20 protein-coding genes are annotated in these 24897 nt (G+C 72.3%); 15 read left to right on the top strand and 5 right to left on the bottom strand.

What is annotated here, in order from left to right; genetic code table 11:
* Positions 1-60: 60 nt before the first annotated feature.
* From leuS to ACIPPS_RS22620, 5 genes are all read left to right on the top strand, one after another.
* The gene (gene leuS / locus ACIPPS_RS22640; RefSeq protein ID WP_401434953.1) at positions 61-2955 is read left to right on the top strand and encodes a leucine--tRNA ligase; all 2895 of its coding nucleotides are present in this window, start codon (positions 61-63) and stop codon (positions 2953-2955) included.
* A 267-nt stretch (positions 2956-3222) separates the two neighbouring features.
* Positions 3223-4038 (top strand): hypothetical protein, encoded by an 816-nt coding sequence (locus tag ACIPPS_RS22635; protein WP_401434951.1) that lies wholly within the window; start codon positions 3223-3225, stop codon positions 4036-4038.
* Between the two features lie 59 nt (positions 4039-4097).
* A complete protein-coding gene (locus ACIPPS_RS22630; RefSeq protein WP_401434948.1) occupies positions 4098-4943 on the top strand; it encodes a DegV family protein in 846 nt (281 codons plus the stop codon).
* A gap of 493 nt (positions 4944-5436) precedes the next feature.
* The gene (locus ACIPPS_RS22625; protein WP_401434945.1) at positions 5437-6183 is read left to right on the top strand and encodes a helix-hairpin-helix domain-containing protein; all 747 of its coding nucleotides are present in this window, start codon (positions 5437-5439) and stop codon (positions 6181-6183) included.
* Between the two features lie 122 nt (positions 6184-6305).
* Positions 6306-8933, top strand: a complete 2628-nt coding sequence (locus tag ACIPPS_RS22620) for a ComEC/Rec2 family competence protein (protein WP_401434943.1) — start codon at positions 6306-6308, stop codon at positions 8931-8933.
* A 138-nt stretch (positions 8934-9071) separates the two neighbouring features.
* Here the strand turns inward: ACIPPS_RS22620 and ACIPPS_RS22615 are convergent, their stop codons facing one another.
* A complete protein-coding gene (locus ACIPPS_RS22615; protein WP_401434941.1) occupies positions 9072-9527 on the bottom strand; it encodes a pyridoxamine 5'-phosphate oxidase family protein in 456 nt (151 codons plus the stop codon).
* Positions 9528-9643: 116 nt separating this feature from the next.
* Here ACIPPS_RS22615 and ACIPPS_RS22610 point away from each other — a divergent pair, with 116 nt between their 5' ends.
* A complete protein-coding gene (locus tag ACIPPS_RS22610; RefSeq protein WP_401434939.1) occupies positions 9644-10453 on the top strand; it encodes an arylamine N-acetyltransferase in 810 nt (269 codons plus the stop codon).
* A 149-nt stretch (positions 10454-10602) separates the two neighbouring features.
* Positions 10603-11340 (top strand): dienelactone hydrolase family protein, encoded by a 738-nt coding sequence (locus ACIPPS_RS22605; RefSeq protein ID WP_401434937.1) that lies wholly within the window; start codon positions 10603-10605, stop codon positions 11338-11340.
* Positions 11341-11476: 136 nt separating this feature from the next.
* On the opposite strand, the gene ACIPPS_RS22600 is transcribed toward ACIPPS_RS22605, so the two are convergent.
* Positions 11477-11737 carry a hypothetical protein gene (locus tag ACIPPS_RS22600; RefSeq protein ID WP_401434934.1) on the bottom strand — a complete coding sequence of 87 codons (261 nt, stop codon included), beginning with the start codon at positions 11735-11737 and terminating at the stop codon, positions 11477-11479.
* Between the two features lie 39 nt (positions 11738-11776).
* Here ACIPPS_RS22600 and holA point away from each other — a divergent pair, with 39 nt between their 5' ends.
* Positions 11777-12763, top strand: coding sequence for a DNA polymerase III subunit delta (gene holA / locus ACIPPS_RS22595; RefSeq protein WP_401434932.1), 987 nt, complete (start codon positions 11777-11779; stop codon positions 12761-12763).
* Between the two features lie 201 nt (positions 12764-12964).
* Here the strand turns inward: holA and rpsT are convergent, their stop codons facing one another.
* Positions 12965-13231, bottom strand: coding sequence for a 30S ribosomal protein S20 (gene rpsT / locus ACIPPS_RS22590; RefSeq protein WP_401434930.1), 267 nt, complete (start codon positions 13229-13231; stop codon positions 12965-12967).
* 185 nt (positions 13232-13416) lie between these two features.
* On the opposite strand from rpsT, the gene lepA reads away from it, so the two are divergent.
* The 3 genes from lepA to hemW all read left to right on the top strand — a co-directional run bounded on the left by lepA (position 13417) and on the right by hemW (position 18742).
* Positions 13417-15285, top strand: coding sequence for a translation elongation factor 4 (lepA, locus tag ACIPPS_RS22585; RefSeq protein WP_401434928.1), 1869 nt, complete (start codon positions 13417-13419; stop codon positions 15283-15285).
* A gap of 269 nt (positions 15286-15554) precedes the next feature.
* On the top strand, positions 15555-17429 hold the full coding sequence (locus tag ACIPPS_RS22580; RefSeq protein WP_401434926.1) for an AMP-dependent synthetase/ligase: 1875 nt from the start codon (positions 15555-15557) through the stop codon (positions 17427-17429).
* 80 nt (positions 17430-17509) lie between these two features.
* On the top strand, positions 17510-18742 hold the full coding sequence (gene hemW / locus ACIPPS_RS22575; RefSeq protein ID WP_401434923.1) for a radical SAM family heme chaperone HemW: 1233 nt from the start codon (positions 17510-17512) through the stop codon (positions 18740-18742).
* Between the two features lie 217 nt (positions 18743-18959).
* Here the strand turns inward: hemW and ACIPPS_RS22570 are convergent, their stop codons facing one another.
* Both ACIPPS_RS22570 and ACIPPS_RS22565 read right to left on the bottom strand, forming a co-directional pair.
* A complete protein-coding gene (locus tag ACIPPS_RS22570) occupies positions 18960-19760 on the bottom strand; it encodes a DUF3097 domain-containing protein (protein ID WP_401434921.1) in 801 nt (266 codons plus the stop codon).
* Between the two features lie 10 nt (positions 19761-19770).
* The gene (locus tag ACIPPS_RS22565; protein WP_401434918.1) at positions 19771-20493 is read right to left on the bottom strand and encodes an MBL fold metallo-hydrolase; all 723 of its coding nucleotides are present in this window, start codon (positions 20491-20493) and stop codon (positions 19771-19773) included.
* Between the two features lie 184 nt (positions 20494-20677).
* On the opposite strand from ACIPPS_RS22565, the gene hrcA reads away from it, so the two are divergent.
* The 4 genes from hrcA (at position 20678) to ACIPPS_RS22545 (ending at position 24848) form a co-directional block, all read left to right on the top strand.
* The gene (gene hrcA / locus ACIPPS_RS22560) at positions 20678-21697 is read left to right on the top strand and encodes a heat-inducible transcriptional repressor HrcA (protein ID WP_361434985.1); all 1020 of its coding nucleotides are present in this window, start codon (positions 20678-20680) and stop codon (positions 21695-21697) included.
* Positions 21698-22837, top strand: a complete 1140-nt coding sequence (gene dnaJ, locus ACIPPS_RS22555) for a molecular chaperone DnaJ (protein WP_401434916.1) — start codon at positions 21698-21700, stop codon at positions 22835-22837.
* A gap of 191 nt (positions 22838-23028) precedes the next feature.
* The gene (locus tag ACIPPS_RS22550) at positions 23029-24108 is read left to right on the top strand and encodes a nitronate monooxygenase (protein ID WP_401434914.1); all 1080 of its coding nucleotides are present in this window, start codon (positions 23029-23031) and stop codon (positions 24106-24108) included.
* The gene (locus ACIPPS_RS22545; RefSeq protein ID WP_401434911.1) at positions 24105-24848 is read left to right on the top strand and encodes a 16S rRNA (uracil(1498)-N(3))-methyltransferase; all 744 of its coding nucleotides are present in this window, start codon (positions 24105-24107) and stop codon (positions 24846-24848) included. Before ACIPPS_RS22550 ends, ACIPPS_RS22545 begins: the two co-directional genes overlap by 4 nt.
* Positions 24849-24897 lie beyond the last annotated feature (49 nt).

Below are 24897 nucleotides of genomic sequence, written 5' to 3'. Positions count from 1 at the left end.
TTTCGTGGCAGTGCAGTTCGCGGGCAGTGGGCAGAGACGATCGATGGAGCTTCAGGGATCATGAGCGAGATGAATTCGGCTGCCGAGACGGCGGCCCCGCATCGTTATACGGCGACCATGGCCGCCGACATCGAGGCACGCTGGCAGGACTTCTGGGACGCCGAGGGAACCTACGAGGCGCCGAACCCGAGCGGTGACCTGGCGGGTGACGCGGCGATCGCCGCCCGGCCCAAGAAGTTCATCATGGACATGTTCCCGTACCCCTCGGGCGCGGGCCTGCACGTCGGGCACCCGCTGGGCTACATCGCCACCGACGTCTTCGCCCGTCACCAGCGCATGACCGGGCACAACGTGCTGCACACCCTGGGCTTCGACGCCTTCGGCCTGCCGGCCGAGCAGTACGCCGTGCAGACGGGCACGCACCCGCGCGTGTCCACCGAGGCCAACATGGAGAACATGAAGGTCCAGCTGCGCCGGCTGGGTCTGGGCCACGACAAGCGCCGGTCGTTCGCCACGATCGACCCGGAGTACTACAAGTGGACGCAGTGGATCTTCCTGCAGATCTTCAACTCCTGGTACGACGACGAGGCCAAGAAGGCCCGTCCGATCGCGGAGCTGGTCGAGCAGTTCGAGAACGGCACCCGTGAGGTCCCGGCCGTCGGCGACACCGCCGGCTCCACGCGCGCGTGGAGCGAGCTGACCGCCGCCGAGCGCGCCGACGTGCTGGGCGAGTACCGCCTGGCCTACGCCTCCGACGCGCCGGTCAACTGGTGCCCCGGCCTGGGCACCGTCCTGGCCAACGAGGAGGTCACCTCCGACGGCCGTTCCGAGCGCGGCAACTTCCCCGTCTTCAAGGCCAAGCTGCGCCAATGGAACATGCGCATCACCGCCTACGCGGACCGCCTGCTGGACGACCTGGACGCGCTGGACTGGCCCGAGGCCATCAAGCTGCAGCAGCGCAACTGGATCGGCCGCTCCGAGGGCGCCCGTGTCGACTTCCAGGTCGGCGACTCCGGTGCGATCACGGTCTTCACCACCCGCCAGGACACCCTGTTCGGCGCCACCTACATGGTGCTGGCCCCGGAGCACGACCTGGTCGAGAAGATCGTCCCGGACGCGTGGCCGGCCGGTACGCACGAGGTCTGGACGGGAGGGCACGCCACCCCGGCGGACGCCGTCGCCGCCTACCGCAAGCAGGCCGCCTCCAAGTCGGACGTCGAGCGGCAGGCCGAGGCCAAGGACAAGACCGGCGTCTTCACGGGCGCGTACGCGACCAACCCGGTGAGCGGCGAGCAGGTCCCGGTCTTCATCGCCGACTACGTCCTGATGGGGTACGGCACCGGCGCGATCATGGCCGTCCCCGCTCACGACACCCGCGACTTCGCCTTCGCGCGCGCCTTCGAGCTGCCGATGCGCTGCGTCGTGCAGCCGAGCGACGAGCGCGGCACCGACCCGTCCACCTGGGACGACGCCTTCGCCTCGTACGAGGCGAAGCTGGTCAACTCGGCGAACGGCGAGATCTCCCTGGACGGCCTGGGCGTCGTCGAGGCCAAGGCGAAGATCACCGCCTGGCTGGCCGACCGCGGCATCGGCGAGGGCACCGTCAACTTCCGCCTGCGCGACTGGCTGTTCAGCCGCCAGCGCTACTGGGGCGAGCCCTTCCCGATCGTCTACGACGAGGGCGGCATCGCGCACTCGCTGCCCGAGTCGATGCTGCCGCTGGAGCTGCCGGAGGTCGACGACTACTCGCCGCGCACCTTCGACCCGGACGACGCCGACACCCAGCCCGAGACGCCGCTGTCCCGCAACGAGGACTGGGTCAACGTCACCCTGGACCTGGGCGACGGACCGAAGAAATACCGCCGCGAGACCAACACCATGCCCAACTGGGCCGGTTCCTGCTGGTACGAGCTGCGCTACCTGGACCCGCACAACTCCGAGAAGCTGGTCGACCCGGCGATCGAGCAGTACTGGATGGGTCCGCGCGACGGCATGCCCACCGGTGGCGTCGACCTGTACGTCGGCGGTGCCGAGCACGCCGTACTGCACCTGCTGTACGCGCGGTTCTGGTCCAAGGTGCTCTTCGACCTGGGGCACGTCTCCTCGGCCGAGCCGTTCCACAAGCTGTACAACCAGGGCATGATCCAGGCCTTCGTCTACCGGGACGCGCGCGGCATCGCCGTGCCGGCGGCCGAGGTCGAGGAGCGGGACGGCGGCTACTGGTACGAGGGCGAGAAGGTCAGTCGCGTCCTGGGCAAGATGGGCAAGTCCCTGAAGAACGCCGTCACGCCGGACGAGATCTGCGCCGAGTTCGGCGCCGACACCCTGCGCCTGTACGAGATGGCGATGGGCCCGCTGGACGTCTCCCGCCCGTGGGACACGCGCGCGGTGGTCGGCCAGTACCGGCTGCTGCAGCGGCTGTGGCGCAACATCGTCGACGAGTCGACCGGCGAGGCGACGGTCGTCGACACCCCGGAAGCCGACATCGACGCGGACACGCTGCGCGCCCTGCACAAGGCGATCGACGGTGTCTCGCAGGACATGGCGGCCATGCGCTTCAACACCGCCATCGCCAAGGTCACCGAGCTGAACAACCACCTGACCAAGGTGGGCGGCCCGGTCGCCCGCTCGGTCGCCGAGCGGCTGGTGCTGCTGGTCGCCCCGCTGGCCCCGCACATCGCCGAGGAGCTGTGGCGCAAGCTGGGCCACACCGAGTCGGTCGTCCACCAGGACTTCCCGGTCGCCGACCCGGAGTACGTCGTGGACGAGACCGTGACCTGCGTCGTGCAGATCAAGGGCAAGGTCAAGGCCCGCCTGGAGGTCTCCCCGGCCATCACGGACGCGGAGCTGGAGGCGCTTGCCCTGGGCGACGAGCACGTGGTCGCCGCGCTGGGCGGCGCGCAGATCCGCAAGGTGATTGTGCGCGCGCCGAAGCTGGTCAACATCGTCGCCTGACAGCCCTGGCCGGCGCCGGGGGTGTGCCTGGTCCGCAGCGGGGCTTCGCCTGGTCTGCGGCGGGGCTTTGCCTGGTCCGCAGCGGGGCTTCGCCTGGTCTGCGGCGGGACGGTGACTGCTCTGCGGCGGATCCGTCTCGGCGGCGCGGTATGGGGGGCATCCCCTACGGGCAGGTTGGGGGTTCCACTGGAACCTCTGGCCTGCCCGTTCCGTTTACCGTGGAAGAACGACAACCGAGGGAACTCGACCCACGCCGGAGGGGCGGACATGGAAGCCGCGATTGTGATCATGGCGCTGCTCTTCTTCGCCTTCGTGGCGCTGGGGGTCTACGCGACCGTGAAGGCGGTCAAGGCCGCGAAACGCGGCGTCGACCGCACGATCAACCAGGCCCGGCGCACCGTGGAGGACACCACGCTGCGCGCGAAGAGCTACGGCCAGGGCGGAGTCGCCGGTGAACTGGCCCAGCTGCGCCTCTCCCTGCGCACCTCGATGCGCGCGACGCAGGACGCCCTGCAGGCGGGCGTGGGCGAGGACGCCTCGCTGAAGGAGTCCCTCGGCCTCTTCCAGCGGCTGACCGCCCACGGCCGGGAGCTGGACGACGACCTCAAGCGACTGGAGCGCGAGCCGGACCGGGCGAGGGTGGCCGCACAGCTCCAGGACCTGCGCGAGCGCACGGAGCGGATCACGCACGCGGCCGACTCCCTGCGCTGGGCAGCCAGGGACCGAGCGCGGCAGTTCGCGGAGGACGACCTGACCTCGCTGAGCGCCCAGATCGACCTGGAGGCGGGCGCGCTGCGCCACTGGTCGGGGGCGACCGCACCGGACCCCGCCACGGGCGACTTCTCCTGGCCCGACGCCGGTGCCGCGGCGCCCGACGCCGAGCGGGAGCAGGTGTGGCCCGCGGAGGCGGAGGTGCGGGCCGAGGCCGAGGGAGGCGGCGGCGCGGACGGCGCCGCGAAGGCCGGGCAGCGTCCGGACGGGGAGAACCCGGACCGGCAGGCGCCACAGGCCATCACGGCGCGGGACCCGCGGCTGACCACCTATCCGTGGGAGAAGGCGCCGCGGCCCGAGACCATGAACTGACGGCGCGGAACGCGGGGCCGGGCTGCCGCGCGAGCGCCCCTGCGGGTAACCTCCCGCTCATGTCCCGGCATGTCGCGATCGTCACCGATTCCACGGCCTACCTGCCACCCCAGGCGATGGAGCGGCACGGCATCACAGCGGTTCCGCTCACCGTCGTCATCGGCGACAGGGCCCTCGAAGAGGGCACCGAGATCTCGGCCCGTTCGCTGGCCCAGGCCCTCCAGAAGCGCCGGCCGGTGACCACGTCACGGCCGGGCCCCGACGTCTTCGCGGCCACGTACCGCGCCGCGGCCGAGGCCGGCGCGACGGGCATCGTCTCGTTGCACCTCTCCGGCGAGTTCTCGGGCACGTACGACGCCGCCGTCGTGGCGGCCAAGGACGCTCCGGTGCCGGTCCGGGTGGTCGACACCCGCATGGTGGGGATGGCCCTCGGCTTCTGCGCGCTGGCGGCTGCCGAGGTCGTGGACGCCGGCGGCTCGATCGACGAGGCCGTAGCCGCCGCCGAGAAGCGCGCCGCCGGGACCTCCGCGTTCTTCTACGTCGACACGCTGGACTACCTCCGCCGGGGAGGCCGGATCGGCGCCGCGCAGGCGCTGCTCGGCTCGGCGCTCGCCGTGAAACCGCTGCTCCAGCTCGACGGGGGGCGGATCGAGCTGCGCGAGAAGGTGCGGACGGCATCGAAGGCGATCGCCCGCCTGGAGGAGATCGCGGTGGAGCGGGCGGGCTCCGGGCCCGTCGACATCGCCGTGCACCACCTCTCCGCGCCCGAGCGGGCCGCCGTGCTCGCCGACCGGCTGCGGGAACGGGTGACGGGTATGGAGGAGTTGCACGTCAGCGAGGTGGGCGCGGTGATCGGGGCGCACACGGGCCCCGGACTTCTCGCCGTCGTCGTGTCGCCGCGCTGACGCTCCCCTCACCCGGACGCTCCCTTCACCCGTGTGAGTGACGGTTTTTTCCACAACTGGGCTGCTCTCCACCGAAATTGAGGCGTCTCAGCGGATTCGGACGGATGTGCCTACCGTCCTTTCCATGGCTCTTCACACACATCTCGCAAACGGTTCCTCCGCACGGGACGCCGCTCTTCCGTCGGCTCGTCCGTCCGTTCCTCCGTCCGTGTCTCCGTCCTCTTCTCGGCACGCTTCTCGGCCCGCTCCTCGCTCGACGAGGAGAGCGGTCGCGTCCAGCGGCCCGGGTCGCGCGCCCGGATCGGACGGGCGCATGCGCGTCCGCGGGCGGGGCTCGCCTCCCGGGCGTGCCCGGGGGCGGGCCCGGGCTCGGGGGAGGCACGCGGTCGCGGTCAACGGCGCGGCCGTACGCCGCCGTGGCGAGGCGCTCTTCCCCACCCGGCCCGCCCGGCCGGGCGCGCCTCGGCATCCGGCGGACTGGGGAGCGTCGGAGGTGGTCGAGCCACCCGGCCGCCAGGAGGAGACGGCTGCGCCCGGCCGGTGGGAGCGCCTGCGGCTGGCGCTCGGTGAACGGCTGCCGGTGTGGGTGCAGTCCCGGTGCGGCCTCGAACCGCGGACCCTGGCCGCACTGGCCGTGGTCCTCGTCGTCGCCGCCGGGTTCGCCGGTCGGTACTTCTGGACCGGCAGGCCCGAGGCGGTGAGGGCGCCGGAGATCGTGCACGCGGCGCCGATGCCAGAGACGAGGGCGTCCCCGGATGCCTCGGCGGCGCCGACGGCAGGGGCGACGCCGGCGGGTGTGGTCGTCGACGTCAGCGGCAAGGTGCGCCGGCCCGGGGTGCTGACGCTGCCGGCCGGGTCGCGGGTCGCGGACGCGCTGCGGGCGGCAGGAGGGGTCCGGTCGGGGACCGACCTCACCGGACTCAACCGCGCCCGGATCCTGCTGGACGGCGAGCAGGTGGCCGTCGGGGTGACGCCTGCGGCCGCCGTGGTCGGCGGTCCGGGGGCGGGCGGGGGAGCGGGCGGTGGAGCCGCGGCGGGTACGCGGGCGGCGCCGTTGAGCCTGACCGCGGCGACCGTGGAGCAGCTCGACACCCTCCCCGGGGTGGGCCCGGTACTGGCCCAGCACATCGTCGACCATCGCACGGAGCACGGCGGCTTCCGGTCGGTGGCCGAACTGCGCGAGGTCAACGGCATCGGAGAACGCCGGTTCGCGGACCTCGCGCCACTGGTCCGGCCATGAGCGGGCGCCAGGGGAGCGAGGGGGCCGGGGTCTCCGGTGCGCAGGGGGTGCGTGAGGTGGCTGACGTGCCTGGGGCGGCCAGGGTGACTCGGGTGCTGCCCGGGGTGCCCGAGGAGCCTGGGGTGCCCGAGGAGCCTGGGGTGCCCGAGGAGTCCGGGGTGTCTGGGGCGCGGCAGACGGCGGATCGGGGGTGGCTGTTCGACGAGGGGCCTGCCGATCTTCGGCTCGTGCCGCCCGCGTTGGCGGCCTGGGGAGCGGCGGCGGTCGCGGTGGGGGTCGCCGGGTGGTGGGTGTTCGCCGGGGTGCTCGTCTGCCTGGCGGGGGCGGCGGCCCTGATGACGGCGGTTCGCGTGCGGTCCGCGCGCGGCGTTTCTGGGTGGGGGGCGTTCGGGTCGGGGGCGGCTGGGCCTGGGGCGTCCGGGTCGGGGGCGGCTGGGCCTGGGGCGTCCGGGTCGGGGACCTCCGGACCGGGGACCTCTGGGCCTGGGGTGTCCGGGTGGGGGCTTCGGGTCACGGCGGGTGCGGCTGTGCTGCTGTGCGCCGCCGCCGGTGCCGCGTCGGGCGGGCTCCACGCGGCGGACCTGAGGCGGGGTCCGGTGCCCGGGCTCGCGGAGGAGTACGCCCGGGTGGGGGCCGAGGTCACGGTCGCCTCCGATCCCCGGCTCACCCGGCCCCGGATCCGGGGCGACAGGGCGGCCCCGGTCTCCGTGGTGCTCGACGGTGAGGCGACCCGGGTCGAGGCGGCGGGCGGAGCCGTGCATCGCACCAGGACACCGGTGTTGGTGATCGTTCCGGCCGGGGAGGGCCAGCGGGAGTGGCTGAAGCTGCTGCCCTCGACCAGGCTCCGGCTCTCCGCACGGCTCGCTCCGCCGATGCGTCCGGGCGACAGGTTCGCGGCCGTCCTGCGTGTCGAAGGGGCCGGACCGCCGTCGATCACCGGGCCGCCGAGCAGTGCGCAGCGCAGGGCCGGGGAGCTGAGGGCGGGGCTGCGCCGGGCGACCGAGAACCTTGACGGGGACGCACGGGCGTTGCTGCCCGGGCTGGTCGTCGGAGACACCTCGCGGATCGGCCAGGACCTCAGCGACGCCTTCGAAGCCACGGACCTCACGCACCTTCTTGCCGTATCCGGTTCGAATCTGACCGTCGTGCTGCTTCTGTTGATCGGGCGGCCGGGAGCGGCGCTGCGAGCGGAACGGGGCGGGCTCGCCCCCAGGCTCGGGCTTCCGCTGCGGACCACCGCGCTGATCGGCGGCGGCCTGACACTCGCCTTCGTCCTCGTCTGCCGACCGGATCCGAGCGTGCTGAGGGCGGCGGCCTGCGGCGCGGTCGCCCTGCTCGCCATCGGCACGGGCCGCCGCAGATCGCTGGTTCCGGCGCTGGCCGGCGCGGTGCTCGCGCTGGTGCTGTACGACCCCTGGCTGGCGCGGAGTTACGGATTCCTGCTCTCGGTCCTGGCCACCGGGGCGCTCCTGACGATCGCGCCGCGGTGGAGCGACGCGCTGCGGAGGCGTGGGGTGCCCGGCAGGCTTGCCGAGGCGCTGGCGGCTGCCCTTGCGGCCCAGGCGGTGTGCGCGCCCGTGGTGGCGGTCTTCGCGGCGCGGGTGAGCCTGGTGGCGATCCCCGCCAATCTGCTCGCCGAGGTGGCCGTGGCCCCGGCGACGGTCCTGGGGTTCGCCGCGCTCGCGCTGGCCCCGGTCTCGCTGCGGGCGGCCGAGCTGGTGGCCGGGGTCGCGGCGTGGCCCGCCGGGTGGATCGCCGGTGTGGCCCGGGCGGGTGCGGCGCTGCCCGGGGCGGAGGCCGTGTGGCCCGGCGGCTGGTGGGGCGGGCTGCTGCTGGCCGGGCTCTTCGGGCTGGTGGTGCTCGGGGTGTGGAGGCTGCCGTACCGGCGGAGGATCGCGGCGGGCTGCGTGGTGGTGCTGTTCCTCGCCGTGGTGCGACCGGCGCCACTGACCCGCCTGGTCAGCGGCTGGCCGCCGCCGGGCTGGTCGCTCGCGATGTGCCAGGTGGGTCAGGGCGATGCGACCGTGCTCGCGGCCGGCGGGGACACGGCCGTCGTCGTGGACGCGGGGCCCGACCCGGCGCTGGTGGACCGCTGCCTCCACGATCTCGGGGTGCGGCGGGTTCCGCTGCTCGTGCTGACGCACTTCCACGCGGACCATGTCGCCGGGTTGCCGGGGGTCCTGCGCGGCCGGTCGGTCGGGGCCATCCAGACGACGGGGCTCGAAGAGCCGCGGGCGCAGGCGGCGTTCGTGCGGCGCGCGGCAGCGGCAGCGGGGGTGCCCGTGGTCCGGGCGGGGCCGGGGGAGCGGAGACGGCTCGGATCGCTGGAGTGGCAGGTGCTGTGGCCGCTGGGGCGGGCCGGGGCGACGGCCCCGGAGGAGGCCGGACCCAACGACGCCAGCGTGACGTTGCTCGCGCGGACCGGCGAGGGGCTGCACCTCCTGCTCCTGGGAGACCTCGAACCACCCGCCCAGCAGGGTCTGTTGCGGGCCCACCCGGCGCTCGGCCCGGTGGATGTGCTCAAGGTCGCCCACCACGGTTCCGCCTACCAGGATCCCGGGCTGATACGGGCGGTCCGGCCACGGCTGGCACTGGTGTCGGCCGGGGGGGACAACCCGTACGGTCACCCCTCGCCGACGACGGTCGCGGCGCTGCGGGACGGAGGAGCGGAGGTGCTGCGGACGGATCGGGACGGCGCGATCGCGGTGACGGGAGCGGGACCGGGCCTGGTGGCCGTACCGAGCCTGTGAAGGGGCCGCCAGCCCTTCGGGCGTCGCCCACCATCCCCTCGCGCGCTCGCCTCGACGGTGGCGAGCACCCGCGGAGGGGCCGCGCGGGCCGAGGTGCCCTCGTCCGAGGTGCGTCGGCCGCCGCGGGCGTGCCGACCGTCAGACCAGCCACTCGCCGTCGCGCATCAGCACCCGCCCGGCCAGTTCGTGCTGCTCGTGCCAGGCCCTGACCGTCCTGGGGGTGATCCTGAGGTAGACCCAGACGGGCCGGTCACGCGGGTCCCAGGAGAACGTGGCCGCGAAGGCGTCGGCCGAGGAGGTCGGAAGGTCGGCGCCCTCCACCTTCTCGGCCGTGCCGTCGATCAGTACGACGTCACGGGTGTGGCCGAGGCTGAGGCGGACCTCGCCCTTCGGGGTGAGATTGAGGGCCGTGGGATTGTTCCGCTTCGTGCACAGCAGCACCGTCCCGTCGTCCCAGAGGAACCACAACGGCACCAGGGACGGTTCGCCGTCCGCGGAGGCGGTCGCGACCCACGCGTCCTCCTCCTGCGCGAGCCGGTCGAGGACGTCCTGTTTGCGCTGGGCGCGGGGCCGCGGCGGTTCATGATCGGTCATGGCCCGCACGCTAGTCGGCGCGGAGCGGGTGCCGCCTCGGCCGACGGACCTCGGTCGACGGGTCTAGGTCCAACGGCTCATGGGTGAGAGGAGGGGCGGAGCGGGAGACTCTGGTCATGACCACTCACACCCAGCCGAGTCCCGACGTGCCCGTCGACGCGTACCTGCGGCGCATCGGAGCGGTGCGCCCGGGCCGCCCCGACGCGGCCGCCCTGCGTGACCTGCATCTGCGGCACCTGAAGACGGTCCCCTTCGAGAACCTGTCGATCCACCTCGGCGAGGACATCGTCCTGGAGGAGAAGCCGCTGCTCGACAAGGTCGTCGGGGCGGGCAGGGGCGGGTTCTGCTACGAACTCAACGGCACGTTCGCCGCGCTCCTTCGGGCCCTCGGCTTCGGTGTCACGCTGCTGCAGGCGCGCGTGTTCGGCGACGGCGGCCGACTGGGCGTCCCGTACGACCACATGGCGATGGTGGTGGACACGGCAGGCGAGGGCCGGTGGCTCGCGGATGTCGGGTTCGGCGACCACAGCCACCTGCCGTTGGCGCTGGACGACCGGGGCGACCAGGTCGATCCCGCCGGCACGTTCCGCGTCGTGGATGCCGAGGGCGGAGACCTGGACGTCCTGCGGAACGGCACGCCGCAGTACCGGTTGGAGACGCGGCCGCGCGTCCTCGCCGACTTCACGGCGGGCGCCTGGTACCACCGCACCTCCCCCGACTCGCACTTCCCCCGCTCCCTCGTCTGCACCCGAGTCACTGACGAGGGCCGGGTCACCCTGAGCGGACACAAGCTGGTCACGCACGCGCACGGTGAGCGCACCGAGCGGCTGCTCGACGGGGACGAGGAGGTGAGGGCGGCGTACCGGGACCTGTTCGGCATCGAACTCGCCGAGCTGCCGCCCGTTCCGCCGAACCGGCAGGCCTAGGCTGCCGTGTCTGCCGTGTCTGCCGTGTCTGCCGTGTCTGTCGTGTCTGACAAGTACCGCGTGAGTGAGAGGGCTCCGACACGCGCACTGTTCTGCCGGCGGCAGAACACCGGCCGGACCGGGCTCGACGATCACTACTGTCCCGTCGCATGACGACGATGACGACGCGTACGGTCGAGTACCCGGCCGACGGTTTGACGATGATCGGGCACCTCGCGCTCCCGGCCGGTGTCGACCGCCGGCCCGCGGTGCTGCTCGGGCCGGAGGGCATGGGGCTCAGCGACGTCGAGCGCCGCCGGGCCGACGCTCTCGCCGAGCTGGGATACGTGGTGCTGGCCTTCGACCTTCACGGCGGGCGCTATGTGGGCGACCCCGAGGAGATGCTGGCCCGTTGCCTCCCACTGCTCGCTGATCCCGACCGGATGCGGGGCATCGGCCATGCGGCGCTCGACGTGTTGCGCACCGAACCGCGGGCCGACCCCGACCGGATCGCCGCCATCGGCTACGGCACCGGAGGCGCTGTCGCGCTGGAACTCGGGCGCGACGGCGTCGACCTGCGCGCGATCGGGACGGTCAACGCGACGACCACTGGCCGACCGGGCGAGGCAGCGCGCATTCGCTGCCCGGTGTGGGCCGGCGTCGGGTCGGAAGACCCGATCATGCCGCCCGCACAACGGGACGCGTTCACCGCCGAGATGCAGGCCGCGGGCGTCGACTGGCGCCTCACGGTCTACGGCGGCGCCTTGCACGCCTTCCACCACCCGCCGGTCGACCACCCCACGGTTCCCGGCGTCGGCTACCACCCGCAGCACGCGCGGCGAGCCTGGCGCGACGTCGTCGACCTGCTCGCCGAGTGCCTGCCCGTGACGGAGGATCCACGGGCATGAGGCAGGCACGCACACAGCGTGGCGCCAGGCCTGGTCCGTGGGCCTGGTCCGTGTCGGGGACCGGCCGTCCCCTCCCCCCAGTCCCCGCAGCAGAACCACATGCGGGCGGATGCTCGATCGCGGAGACGGGCGCCCGCTACGGGGCTTCCAGCCAGCCCTCGTACTCCGCGGCCAGGTCGTCCAGCGCCGACGAGTCGAGGCGGCCGTCCGGGTCCTCCACGACCACCAGCCACTGGGCGTCCTCGGCGTCGTCCTCACCGGCCAGCGCGTCCCGCACGAGCTGGGGTTCCTGCGCTGTGCCGAAGCGGGCGGGAAGCTCCTCGGCGACCTCCTCGGCGGCGTCGCGGTCGGGCAGTACAAGTACGTGTCGTTCACTCACCCCGCCATTCTCGGGCATGGGGGAGGGTGTCAGTGGGGCGTGGGATGCTGGTTCGCGATGGCCACCAGGAAGAATTCGACCGACGACCTCCTCGCCCCCGTCACGCTCGCCGTGGGCCAGGAGGACCTGCTCCTCGACCGTGCCGTCCAGGAGGTGGTGGCGGCCGCCCGGGCCGCCGACTCCGACACGGACGTACGGGACCTCACCTCCGACCAGCTCCAGCCCGGGACGCTCGCGGAGCTGACCAGCCCGTCGCTCTTCGCCGAGCGCAAGGTGCTCGTGGTGCGGAACGCGCAGGACCTGTCCGCGGACACGATCAAGGAGATCAAGGCGTACCTCGACGCGCCCTTCGAGGAGATCACGCTCGTGCTGCTCCACGCGGGCGGAGCGAAGGGGAAGGGCCTCCTGGACGCGGCGCGGAAGGCGGGCGCGCGGGAGGTGGCCTGCCCGAAGACGACGAAGCCGGCGGAGCGGCTGACGTTCGTGCGGCAGGAGTTCCGGGCGCTGGGGCGGTCGGCCACGCCCGAGGCGTGCCAGGCACTGGTGGACTCGATCGGCAGCGATCTGCGGGAGCTGGCGTCGGCGGTGTCGCAGCTGACGTCGGACGTGGAGGGGACGGTCGACGAGGCGGTAGTCGGGCGGTACTACACGGGGCGGGCGGAGGCGTCGTCGTTCACCGTGGCCGACCGTGCGGTGGAGGGGCGGGCGGCGGAGGCGCTGGAGGCCCTGCGCTGGTCGCTCTCGACCGGCGTCCCGGCGGTCCTGATCACCAGCGCGCTGGCGCAGGGCGTCCGGGCGATCGGCAAGCTGTCGTCGGCGCGGGGCGGGCGGCCGGCGGATCTGGCGAGGGAGCTGGGGATGCCGCCGTGGAAGATCGACCGCGTGCGGCAGCAGATGCGTGGCTGGACCCCGGACGGCGTCTCCCTCGCGCTGCGCGCGGTGGCGGAGGCGGACGCGGGCGTGAAGGGCGGGGGGGACGACCCGGAGTACGCCCTGGAGAAGGCGGTGGTCGCGGTGGCGAGGGCGGCGAGGCTTCGACGGTAGGGGACGGCAGGGGGTGGGGGCCCCGAGTTCGGGTACGGCGAAGGCCCCGGCTTCCTGGGGAAGGAAGGGGCGGGGCCTTCGGCGTGTGCTTGGTGGGCTCGTGCACGCGTGGCGAACGCGTGTCGCGCACAAGCCCGGGGTGCCGGGTGGGAGCGGGAGAGAGGGCCCGCTGAGTCCCGTCCGGCGCTACATCAGAGGGGCTCAGCCCTGCAGAGCGGCAACCTTGGTGGCCAGCGCCGACTTCTTGTTGGCGGCGGCGTTCTTGTGGATGACGCCCTTCGAGACAGCCTTGTCGAGCGCGCGGGAGGCGGCGCGAGAAGCCACGACGGCCTTCTCGACGTCACCCGCGACGACGGCCTCGCGGGCCTTGCGGATCGCGGTCTTGAGCGAGGACTTGACGGCCTTGTTGCGCAGGCGCGCCTTCTCGTTCGTCTTGTTCCGCTTGATCTGGGACTTGATGTTCGCCACGAAAAGAGCCTTTTCAGGTTCGGTGTTGTTTCTGAGGTGTGTCTCCCACGCTGAGAGGGCGTACGTGACACAGCTGTCCACGGTATCAGGGGCCGATACCCCCGCCCAAACCGAGCGGAGCCTCCCACTCGTGGGACCATGGAGCCTACGTACCCACCGACCATCGCCCCGAGACGAGACCCTGCGTGCCCGCGACTCCTACCCACGTGCCTGAGCCGAGCCGTACCGACCCGGCGCTGATCCGCAATTTCTGCATCATCGCGCACATCGACCACGGCAAGTCCACACTCGCCGACCGGATGCTCCAGCTGACCGGTGTGGTCGACCAGCGGCAGATGCGCGCCCAGTACCTCGACCGGATGGACATCGAGCGCGAGCGCGGCATCACGATCAAGTCCCAGGCGGTGCGTCTTCCCTGGGCGCCGAGCGAGGGCGACGGTCAGGGGAAGACCCACATCCTCAACATGATCGACACCCCCGGGCACGTCGACTTCACCTATGAGGTCTCGCGGTCCCTGGCCGCCTGCGAGGGCACGGTCCTGCTCGTCGACGCGGCCCAGGGGATCGAGGCGCAGACCCTCGCGAACCTGTACCTCGCGATGGAGAACGACCTCACCATCGTTCCCGTACTGAACAAGATCGACCTGCCCGCCGCGCAGCCGGAGAAGTTCTCCGAGGAGCTCGCCAACCTCATCGGCTGCCAGCCCGAGGACGTGCTCAAGGTCTCCGCCAAGACCGGTCTCGGCGTCGAGGCGCTGCTCGACCGCGTCGTCGCGAGCGTGCCGGCCCCCGTCGGTGTCGCCGACGCGCCCGCCCGCGCGATGATCTTCGACTCCGTCTACGACTCCTACCGCGGTGTCGTGACGTACGTCCGAGTCGTCGACGGCCAGCTCAACAAGCGCGAGCGCATCAAGATGATGTCGACCGGCGCCACCCACGAGCTTCTGGAGATCGGCGTCTCGTCCCCGGAGATGACGCCGTCCGACGGTCTCGGCGTCGGCGAGGTCGGCTACCTCATCACCGGTGTGAAGGACGTCCGGCAGTCCAAGGTGGGTGACACGATCACCAGCCTGAGCAAGGGCGCGACCGAGGCGCTCGGCGGCTACAAGGACCCCAAGCCGATGGTGTTCTCGGGCCTCTACCCGCTGGACGGCTCGGAGTACCCGGACCTCCGCGACGCCCTCGACAAGCTGCAGCTCAACGACGCCGCGCTCGTCTACGAGCCGGAGACCTCCGCCGCCCTCGGCTTCGGCTTCCGCGTCGGCTTCCTCGGCCTGCTGCACCTCGACGTGATCCGCGAGCGGCTGGAGCGTGAGTTCGGGCTCGACCTCATCGCCACCGCCCCCAACGTGGTCTATCGCGTGGTGATGGAGGACGGGGCCGAGCACACGGTCACCAACCCGAGCGAGTTCCCCGAAGGCAAGATCAACGACGTCTTCGAGCCCGTCGTGCGCGCCACGATCCTCGCCCCCAGCGAGTTCATCGGCGCGATCATGGAGCTCTGCCAGACCCGTCGCGGCACCCTCCTCGGCATGGACTACCTCTCCGAGGACCGGGTCGAGATCCGCTACACCCTCCCGCTCGCCGAGATCGTCTTCGACTTCTTCGACCAGCTGAAGTCGAAGACGCGTGGCTACGCCTCCCTCGACTACGAGCCCACCGGTGAGCAGGCCTCCAGCCTGGTCAAGGTCGACATCCTGCTGCACGGCGACAAGGTCGACGCCTTCTCGGCCGTCACGCACAAGGACGCCGCGTACGCGTACGGCGTGCGGCTCGTCGCCAAGCTGCGGGAGCTCATCCCGCGGCAGGCCTTCGAGGTGCCGATCCAGGCCGCGATCGGCTCCCGGGTCATCGCCCGCGAGACCATTCGCGCCATCCGCAAGGACGTCCTCGCCAAGTGCTACGGCGGTGACATCTCCCGTAAGCGGAAGCTGCTGGAGAAGCAGAAGGAAGGCAAGAAGCGGATGAAGATGGTCGGCTCGGTGGAGGTGCCGCAGGAGGCCTTCATCGCCGTTCTGTCGAGCGACGAGTCCGGCGGCAAGACGAAGAAGTAGTCGCTCCGGTCACCGCGTCGCTGTCCGCCGTTTAGCTGACAGCTACATCGAACGGGTCCCCGCACAGTCCGTGCGGGGGCCCGTTCGCCGTTCGTTCTGTTATCAACCGGGTATGAAGAGGCGGCCCGCAGCCTCTTACGCGCCGGTCCCCGGCGCCTTACTCTGATCGCGGCTCGAAGGTTACTCGCGAGTTAGTACGCCAGGAAGCGCGTACTCAGGAACGTATGGAACGCACCGCCAGAACGCACCGCCGCCGCCCGGAGGACGTCGTGAGCGACACACAGACCCTGATCGAGAACCGGCCGCCCTCGGTGGCGAACCTTTTCCTTGAGCGCGTGGCGCGGACTCCCGACGCGGAGGCCTACCGCTATCCGGTCCCCGCCTCCGACGGGCAGGGCCCGGACGACTGGAAGTCGCTCAGCTGGGGGCAGGCCGCCGAACGGGTCTACTCGATCGCGGCGGGTCTGATCGACCTCGGCGTCCAGCCCGAGGAGCGGGTCGCCCTGGCCTCCTCCACCCGTGTGGAGTGGATCCTCGCCGACCTCGGGGTGATGTGCGCGGGCGCCGCCACCACCACCGTCTACCCGCAGACCAACGCGGAGGAGTCGGCGTTCATCCTCGCCGACTCCGAGTCCAAGGTGCTGATCGCGGAGGACGCGGACCAGCTCGCCAAGGTCCGCGAGACCCGCGGTGACCTGCCCGGGCTCCACCACGTCGTCGTCATCGACCCCACGGGCGTCGAGAGCGACGACTGGGTCCTCTCCCTCGCGGAGCTGGAGGCGCGCGGCAAGGCGTACCTGGAGAAGCACGCCGAAGCCGTCAAGGAGCGCGTCGCGGCGATCACCCGCGAGCAGCTCGCCACCCTGATCTACACCTCCGGCACCACCGGCCGGCCCAAGGGCGTCCGCCTCCCGCACGACAACTGGTCCTACATGGCCAAGGCCATCGCCGCGACCGGCCTGGTCACCCGGGAGGACGTGCAGTACCTCTGGCTGCCGCTCGCCCACGTCTTCGGCAAGGTGCTCACCTCCGGCCAGATCGAGGTCGGCCACGTCACCGCCGTCGACGGCCGCATCGACAAGATCATCGTGAACCTGCCGGTGGTCCAGCCCACCTACATGGCCGCCGTGCCCCGGATCTTCGAGAAGGTCTACAACGGCGTCGCCGCCAAGGCGCGCGAGGGCGGCGCGGCCAAGTACAAGATCTTCCAGTGGGCGGCCGGCGTGGCCCGCGAGTACGCCAAGGTCACCCAGGACAACTTCCGCCGTACCGGCACCGCCTCCGCGCCCTTCGGCCTGGAGACCAAGCACAAGGTCGCCGACGCGCTGGTCTACAAGAAGCTCCGCGAGGCCTTCGGCGGTCGGCTGCGCGCCGCCGTCTCCGGCTCCGTCGCGCTGGCGCCCGAGATCGGCTACTTCTTCTCCGGCGCGGGCATCCACATCCTGGAGGGCTACGGCCTGACGGAGTCCAGCGCCGCCTCCTTCGTCAACCCGGGCGAGGCCTACCGCACCGGCACCGTCGGCAAGCCGCTGCCCGGCACCGAGGTCCGGATCGCCGACGACGGCGAGATCCTGCTGCGCGGCCCCGGCATCATGGAGGGCTACCACGGCCTGCCGGAGAAGACGGCCGAGGTCCTGGAGGCGGACGGCTGGTTCCACACCGGCGACATCGGTGAGCTCTCCGCCGACGGCTATCTGCGGATCACCGATCGCAAGAAGGACCTGTTCAAGACCTCGGGCGGCAAGTACATCGCGCCGACCGAGATCGAGGGCCAGTTCAAGGCCGTCTGCCCGTTCGTCTCGAACATCGTGGTCCTCGGCGCCGACCGGAACTACTGCTCCGCGCTCATCGCCCTCGACGAGCCCGCCATCCTCGGCTGGGCCGCCGAGCACGGCCTCGCGGGCAAGGCGTACGCGGAGGTCGTCGCCGCCCCGCAGACCCAGGAGATGGTCCAGGGCTACGTGGACCGGCTCAACGAGGGCCTTCAGCGCTGGCAGACGATCAAGAAGTTCCGGCTGCTGCCGCGGGACCTGGACATCGAGCACGGGGAGCTGACGCCGTCGCTGAAGATGAAGCGGCCGGTGGTGGAGCGGACGTACAAGGACCTGATCGAGGAGATGTACGCGGGGGCTCGGGAGGCGTAACCGCCGCTCCGGAGCAGTCGTCGCCGCCGGGTTTTCCACAGGCCGACGGCTTGGGTCGGGCAGTACGGGACAATGGGCTCATGCCTTCCGTACTGCCCGATGGTGAGCCCATGCCCGAGGACGGGGTGCTGCCCGCGCACGCCCTGGAAGGGGCCGGGAAGCGGCCGCTCGGGTTCTATCTGCACGTGCCGTACTGCGCCACGCGGTGCGGCTACTGCGACTTCAACACGTACACCGCGAGCGAGCTGCGCGGTGCCGGCGGCGTGCTCGCCTCCCGGGACAACTACGCCGGGCAGGTCGTCGAGGAGATACGCCTCGCCCGGAAGGTGCTCGGCGACGACCCGCGCCCGGTGCGGACGGTCTTCGTCGGCGGCGGTACGCCGACGCTGCTCGCCGCCGGCGATCTCGTACGGATGCTGGGGGCGATCCGGGACGAGTTCGGGCTCGCGGACGACGCCGAGGTGACGACGGAGGCGAACCCGGAGTCGGTGGACCCGGCGTACCTGGCGGAGCTGCGGGCCGGTGGTTTCAACCGGATCTCCTTCGGCATGCAGAGCGCCCGACAGCACGTCCTGAAGGTCCTCGACCGTACGCACACCCCGGGGCGGCCCGAGGCGTGCGTCGCGGAGGCGCGGGCGGCGGGCTTCGAGCACGTGAACCTGGACCTGATCTACGGCACGCCGGGGGAGTCCGACGACGACTGGCGGGCGTCCCTGGAGGCGGCGATCGGGGCGGGCCCCGACCATGTCAGCGCGTACGCGCTGATCGTGGAGGAGGGGACGCAGCTGGCGCGGCGGATCCGGCGGGGCGAGGTCCCGATGACCGACGACGACGTGCACGCGGACCGGTATCTGATCGCGGACTCCGTCTTCGCGGAGGCGGGCTTCGAGTGGTACGAGGTGTCGAACTGGGCCACCTCGCAGGCCGGGCGCTGCCTGCACAACGAGCTGTACTGGCGCGGCGCGGACTGGTGGGGGGCCGGGCCGGGGGCGCACTCGCACGTGGGGGGTGTGCGGTGGTGGAACGTGAAGCATCCGGGGGCGTACGCGGCGGCGCTGTCCTCCGGTCGGTCGCCGGGGGCGGGGCGGGAGGTCCTCTCGGCGGAGGACCGGCGCGTGGAGCGCGTGCTTCTGGAGCTACGGCTCCGGGAGGGCTGCCCGCTGGAGCTCCTGAAGCCCGCGGGGCTCGCGGCGGCGGAGAGGGCGCTGGCGGACGGGCTTCTCGCGGCGGAGCCGTACGGCGAGGGGCGGGCGGTGCTGACGCTACGGGGGCGGCTGCTGGCCGACGCGGTGGTTCGGGACCTGGTGGACTAGGCGGACTCCGTACGGCACGGGCCCCGTCCGGGGGGCCTCGCGCCCGTGCGGGGGCCCGGGGGTCCGGCGCCCTGTGCGGGGGCCGGGGGGTGCGGCGCCCTGTGCGAGGGGCCTGGGAGGCGTCGGCCTTGTGGGAGGGGCCCGAGAAGGCGTCGCCCCTGTGGGTTGTGCCCACCCGTTCCGCCCGCGGAACGATTGCCCACGACCGGGGGGCGGGTCAGGGGGCTGTGACGAAGTCGATGAGTTCTTCCACCCGGCCCAGGAGTTCCGGCTCCAGGTCCTTGTAGGTGTGGACGTGGGACAGGATGTGCTGCCAGGCCGCGCCCGTGTTCTCCGGCCAGCCCAGGGCTCGGCAGACGCCCGTCTTCCAGTCCTGGCCGTGCGGGACGCGAGGCCACCCCGGGATGCCCACCGAGGACGGCTTCACCGCCTCCCAGACGTCGATGTACGGGTGGCCGACGATCAGGACGTCCGGGGACGAGACCTGGGCCGCGATACGGGACTCCTTGGAGCCCGGCACCAGGTGGTCGACCAGGATGCCCAGCCGGGCGTCCGACGCCGGGGCGAACTCCGCCACGATCGCCGGAAGGTCGTCGATGCCCTCCAGGTACTCCACCACCACGCCCTCGATGCGCAGGTCGTCGCCCCAGACCCGCTCCACCAGCTCCGCGTCGTGCCGGCCCTCCACGTAGATCCGGCCCGCCCGCGCCACCCGCGCCCGCGCGCCCGGGACCGCGATCGAGCCCGAGGCCGTCCGGGTCGGCCGCGTCGGGCCGGCCGAGGGGCGCACCAGCGTCACCACCTTGCCCTCCAGCATGAACGCCCTGGGTTCCAGCGGGAACACCCGGTGCTTGCCGAAGCGGTCCTCCAGCGTCACCGTGCCCGCCTCGCAGCGGATCACCGCCCCGCAGAAGCCGGTCGAGACCTCCTCCACCACGAGGTCCACCTCCGCCGGCACCTCCGGCACCGGGGCGGACCGCTTCCAAGGGGGCGTCAGGTCGGGGTTGTAGCTGCGCATTCGCGAGACGTTATGCGACCGCGAAGCGGCGTGCCAGCTCCTCGCGTTGGTGCCGTACGAACGCCGCGTCCACCACCGCCCCGTGGCCCGGTACGTACAGCGCGTCCTCCCCGCCCAGGGCCAGCAGCCGGTCCAGCGCGTCCGGCCAGCGCGACGGGATCGCGTCCGGGCCCGCCTGCGGCTCCCCCGACTCCTCGACGAGGTCCCCGCAGAAGACGATCTCCCGCCCGCCCGGCACCAGCAGCGCCAGGTCGTGCGCGGTGTGACCGGGACCCACGTTGGCGAGCAGCACCTGCCGGCCCCCCAGGTCCAGCGTCCACTCGCCGGAGACGACGTGGTGCGGCGCCACCAGCATGTCCGCCGCCTCGGCCGCCTCCGTGGCGTCCACCCCCTGCCGTACCGCGTCCGCCCGCAGCGCGTCCCCGTCCCGCCTCAGCAGTTCCGGCAGACCCACCGCGCCGTACACCTCCGCCCCCGCGAACGCCGCCGTGCCCAGTACATGATCGAAGTGCGGGTGGCTCAGTGCGATGTGCGTCACTCTTCGCCCGCCCGTCAGCGCCTCCACCTGACCCCGCAGCTCCGTCCCCTCCCGGAGCGTGGAGCCCGTGTCGTACAGCAGCACCGCCTCCTCCCCGACGACCAGACCCACCGTGGCGTCCCAGCCGGGCAGGCGGCGCCTGCCCACCCCGTCCGCGAGCCGCTCCCAGCCGAGCTCTTTCCAATCGACGTCCATACGTGGACGCTATCCGCAGCGACGTCCGCGAAGCCCCCGATGCCCGTGACGGGCGCCACCCCGAGGCGGCCTCCTTGCCAGGAGCGATGCCCGCCGCCGTACACTGGCCGGGGGTTTCCTGGCACTCGGGCAGGGCGAGTGCCAAATGCGGAGCAAACCGATACGACAGCTGGAGGTGTGCGCGATGCTCAGCGAACGCAGACTCGAGGTGCTGCGCGCCATCGTCCAGGACTATGTCGGGACGGAGGAGCCCGTCGGCTCCAAGGCGCTCACGGAGCGCCACAAGCTCGGCGTCTCGCCCGCCACCGTGCGCAACGACATGGCCGTCCTGGAGGACGAGGGCTACATCGCCCAGCCCCACACCAGCGCCGGACGCATCCCGACCGACAAGGGCTACCGGCTCTTCGTCGACCGGCTCGCCGGCGTCAAGCCGCTGTCGACGCCCGAGCGGCGCGCGATCCACAACTTCCTCGACGGAGCCGTCGACCTCGACGACGTCGTCGGGCGCACGGTCCGGCTGCTCGCGCAGCTGACCCGGCAGGTCGCCGTCGTGCAGTACCCGTCGCTGACCCGCTCGACGGTCCGGCACGTGGAACTGCTCTCGCTGGCGCCCGCCCGGCTGATGCTCGTGCTCATCACGGACACCGGCCGGGTCGAGCAGCGCGTCATCGACTGCCCGGCGCCGTTCGGCGAGACCTCGCTCGCCGATCTGCGGGCCCGGCTCAACAGCCGGGTCGTCGGTCGCCGTTTCGCGGACGTGCCGCAGCTGGTGCAGGATCTTCCGGAGTCCTTCGAGGAGACGGAGGACCGCGGCACGGTCTCGACGGTGCTCGCGACCCTGCTCGAAACGCTGGTGGAAGAGCACGAGGAGCGGCTGATGATCGGCGGTACCGCCAATCTCACCCGCTTCGGCCATGACTTCCCCCTCACGATCAGGCCTGTGCTCGAAGCTCTGGAGGAGCAGGTCGTGCTCCTCAAGCTGCTCGGCGAGGCGAAGGACTCGGGCATGACCGTACGGATCGGGCACGAGAACGCCCATGAGGGACTCACGTCCACGTCCGTCGTCGCGGTCGGCTACGGTTCGGGCGACGAGGCAGTCGCCAAACTCGGCGTGGTCGGACCGACCCGCATGGACTACCCCGGAACGATGGGAGCGGTACGCGCAGTGGCACGTTACGTCGGACAGATCCTGGCGGAGTCGTAAGTGGCCACGGACTACTACGCCGTACTCGGCGTGCGCCGCGACGCGTCCCAGGACGAGATCAAGAAGGCATTCCGGCGGCTCGCACGCGAGCTGCACCCGGATGTGAATCCCGATCCGAAGACGCAGGAGCGGTTCAAGGAGATCAACGCCGCGTACGAGGTGTTGTCGGACCCGCAGAAGAAGCAGGTCTACGACCTCGGTGGTGACCCGCTGTCCGCATCGGGCGGTGGCGCCGGGGCCGGCGGCTTCGGCCAGGGTGGCTTCGGGAACTTCTCGGACATCATGGACGCGTTCTTCGGTACGGCGTCGCAGCGCGGGCCGCGCTCGCGCACCCGGCGCGGCCAGGACGCGATGATCCGGCTGGAGATCGACCTCAACGAGGCCGCCTTCGGCACGACCAAGGACATCCAGGTCGACACGGCCGTCGTCTGTACGACGTGTTCCGGTGAGGGTGCCGCGCCCGGCACCTCCGCGCAGACCTGTGACATGTGTCGCGGTCGTGGTGAGGTCTCGCAGGTCACCCGGTCCTTCCTGGGCCAGGTCATGACCTCCCGCCCCTGCCCCCAGTGCCAGGGCTTCGGCACCGTCGTCCCGACCCCGTGCCCGGAGTGCGCGGGCGACGGCCGGGTCCGTTCGCGGCGCACGCTGACCGTGAAGATCCCCGCCGGTGTCGACAACGGCACGCGCATCCAGCTCGCCGGCGAGGGCGAGGTCGGCCCGGGCGGCGGCCCGGCGGGCGACCTGTACGTGGAGATCCACGAGGTCCCGCACGAGACCTTCCAGCGGCGCGGCGACGACCTGCACTGCACGGTCACCATCCCGATGACGGCGGGCGCGCTCGGCACGAAGGTGCCGTTGCAGACGCTCGACGGGCTCGAGGAGGTCGACATCCGCCCGGGCACCCAGTCCGGCCAGTCGATCCCGCTGCACGGGCGCGGCATCACGCACCTGCGCGGCGGCGGACGCGGTGACCTGATCGTCCACGTCGAGGTGACGACGCCGTCGAAGCTCGACGTGGAGCAGGAGCGACTGCTGCGCGAACTGGCGAAGCTGCGCGGCGAGGAGCGCCCGACGGGCCAGTTCCAGCCGGGGCAGCAGGGGTTGTTCTCGCGTTTGAAGGACGCGTTCAACGGGCGGTAGGCGCCGCTGCCGGGGGTCCGGGGGTTGTCCCCCGGGTCGGCACGGTCAGTCGGGGCAGCAGGGGTTGTTCTCGCGTTTGAAGGACGCGTTCAACGGGCGGTAGGCCCGCCAGCGGGAGCGCACCCGCGAGGGGCTGGTGAGGGCGGTATCCGCAGCGCGGATGCCGCCCTTCCGTGTGGCACCATGCCTGCATGTCCCCCGCGCTGACCGATCTCTCCCGCTACCCGATCGTGCAGGCCCCCATGGCGGGTGGCGCCTCCAGCCCGCAGCTCGTCGGGGCCGTGTGCGAGGCCGGCGGGCTCGGGTTCCTGGCCGGGGGGTACAAGACGGCCGGCGGGCTGTACCAGGAGATCAAGCAGGTGCGCGGGCTGACCGGCCAGCCCTTCGGCGTGAACCTCTTCATGCCGCCCGGCGGCCAGCCCGCCGACCCCGCCGCCGTGGAGGTGTACCGCCACCAGCTCGCCGGGGAGGCCACCTGGTACGAGACGGCCCTCGGCGACCCCGACAACGGGCGCGACGACGCGTACGACGCCAAGCTCGCGATCCTCCTCGAGGACCCGGTCCCCGTGGTCTCGTTCACCTTCGGCTGTCCGGACCGGGACACCTTCGACGCCTTCGCCCGCGCCGGTACGTTCACCGTCGTCACCGTCACCTCCGCCGAAGAGGCCCAGGCCGCCCAGAGGGCCGGCGCGGACGCCCTCTGCGTGCAGGGCGTCGAGGCCGGCGGGCACCAGGGCACACACCGGGACGACCCGGACGCCGCCCTCGCCGGGACCGGGCTCCTCACCCTCGTCACCCAGGTCAGGGAGACCGTGCAGCTGCCGATCGTGGCCGCCGGCGGCATCATGCGCGGCGCGCAGATCGCCGCCGCCCTCGCCGCCGGGGCCGACGCCGCCCAGCTCGGCACCGCCTTCCTGGTGTGCCCCGAATCGGGCGCGAACCCGCTGCACAAGCAGGCCCTCACCAACCCGCTCTTCGTCCGCACCGAACTCACCCGCGCCTTCTCCGGCCGCCCCGCGCGCGGGCTCGTCAACCGCTTCATGCGCGAGCACGGACCGTACGCCCCCGCCGCCTATCCCGAGGTCCATCACCTCACCGCCCCGATCCGCAAGGCCGCCGCGACCGCGGGCGACGCGCAGGGCATGGCCCTGTGGGCCGGCCAGGGGCACCGGCTGGCCCGCGACCTCCCGGCCGGCCAGCTCGTCGAGGTGCTGGCCGCCGAACTCGACACCGCACTGACCGCGCAGGCCCACAGGAGCACCGCCTCATGACCGCACCCGTCTTCGTCGTCGAGGCCGTCCCCGGCACCGGCACCTTCCTCCTCGACGGCCCCGAGGGCCGCCACGCCGTCGCCGTGAAGCGGCTGCGCGCGGGGGAGGAGCTCGTCCTCACGGACGGCCGGGGCGCCTGGGCCGACTGCGTGGTGCTCGGCACCGAGGGCAAGGACCAGCTGACCGTCCAGGTCTCCTGCACGTACGAGGAGGCCGAGCCCGCGCCCCGTATCACCGTCGTCCAGGCGCTGCCCAAGGGCGACCGGGGCGAACTGGCCGTCGAGATCATGACGGAGACCGGTGTCGACGCGATCGTGCCGTGGGCCGCGTCCCGTTGCATCACCCAGTGGAAGGGCGATCGCGGGCTCAAGGCCCTCGCCAAGTGGCGGGCCACCGCGCGCGAGGCCGGCAAGCAGTCGCGCCGCACCCGGTTCCCCGAGGTCGCCGACGCGATGACCACCAAGCAGGTCGCCGCACTCCTCGCACGCGCCGACTTCGCGGCCGTCCTGCACGAGGACCGGGACCACCCGAGCGGCGCGCTCGCCGACGCCGAACTCCCCGCCGAGGGCGAGATCGTGCTCGTCGTCGGGCCCGAAGGAGGCGTCTCTCCCGAGGAGTTGGCCGCCTTCGAGGAGGCGGGCGCGAAACCGTACCGGCTGGGCCGCAGCGTGCTGCGCACCTCGACCGCGGGGACCGCGGCGACGGCCCTGCTCCTCGGCCGTACGGGGCGCTGGAGCTAGTCACCGCGCCGCCCGGCGCCGGTGTGCGCGGGCTGCTCGGCTTGCCCCA

The organism is Streptomyces sp. NPDC090127 (genome assembly GCF_044746945.1).
In the GTDB taxonomy this organism is placed as follows: domain Bacteria; phylum Actinomycetota; class Actinomycetes; order Streptomycetales; family Streptomycetaceae; genus Streptomyces.
This window is presented reverse-complemented; position numbering and strand designations above follow the sequence as displayed.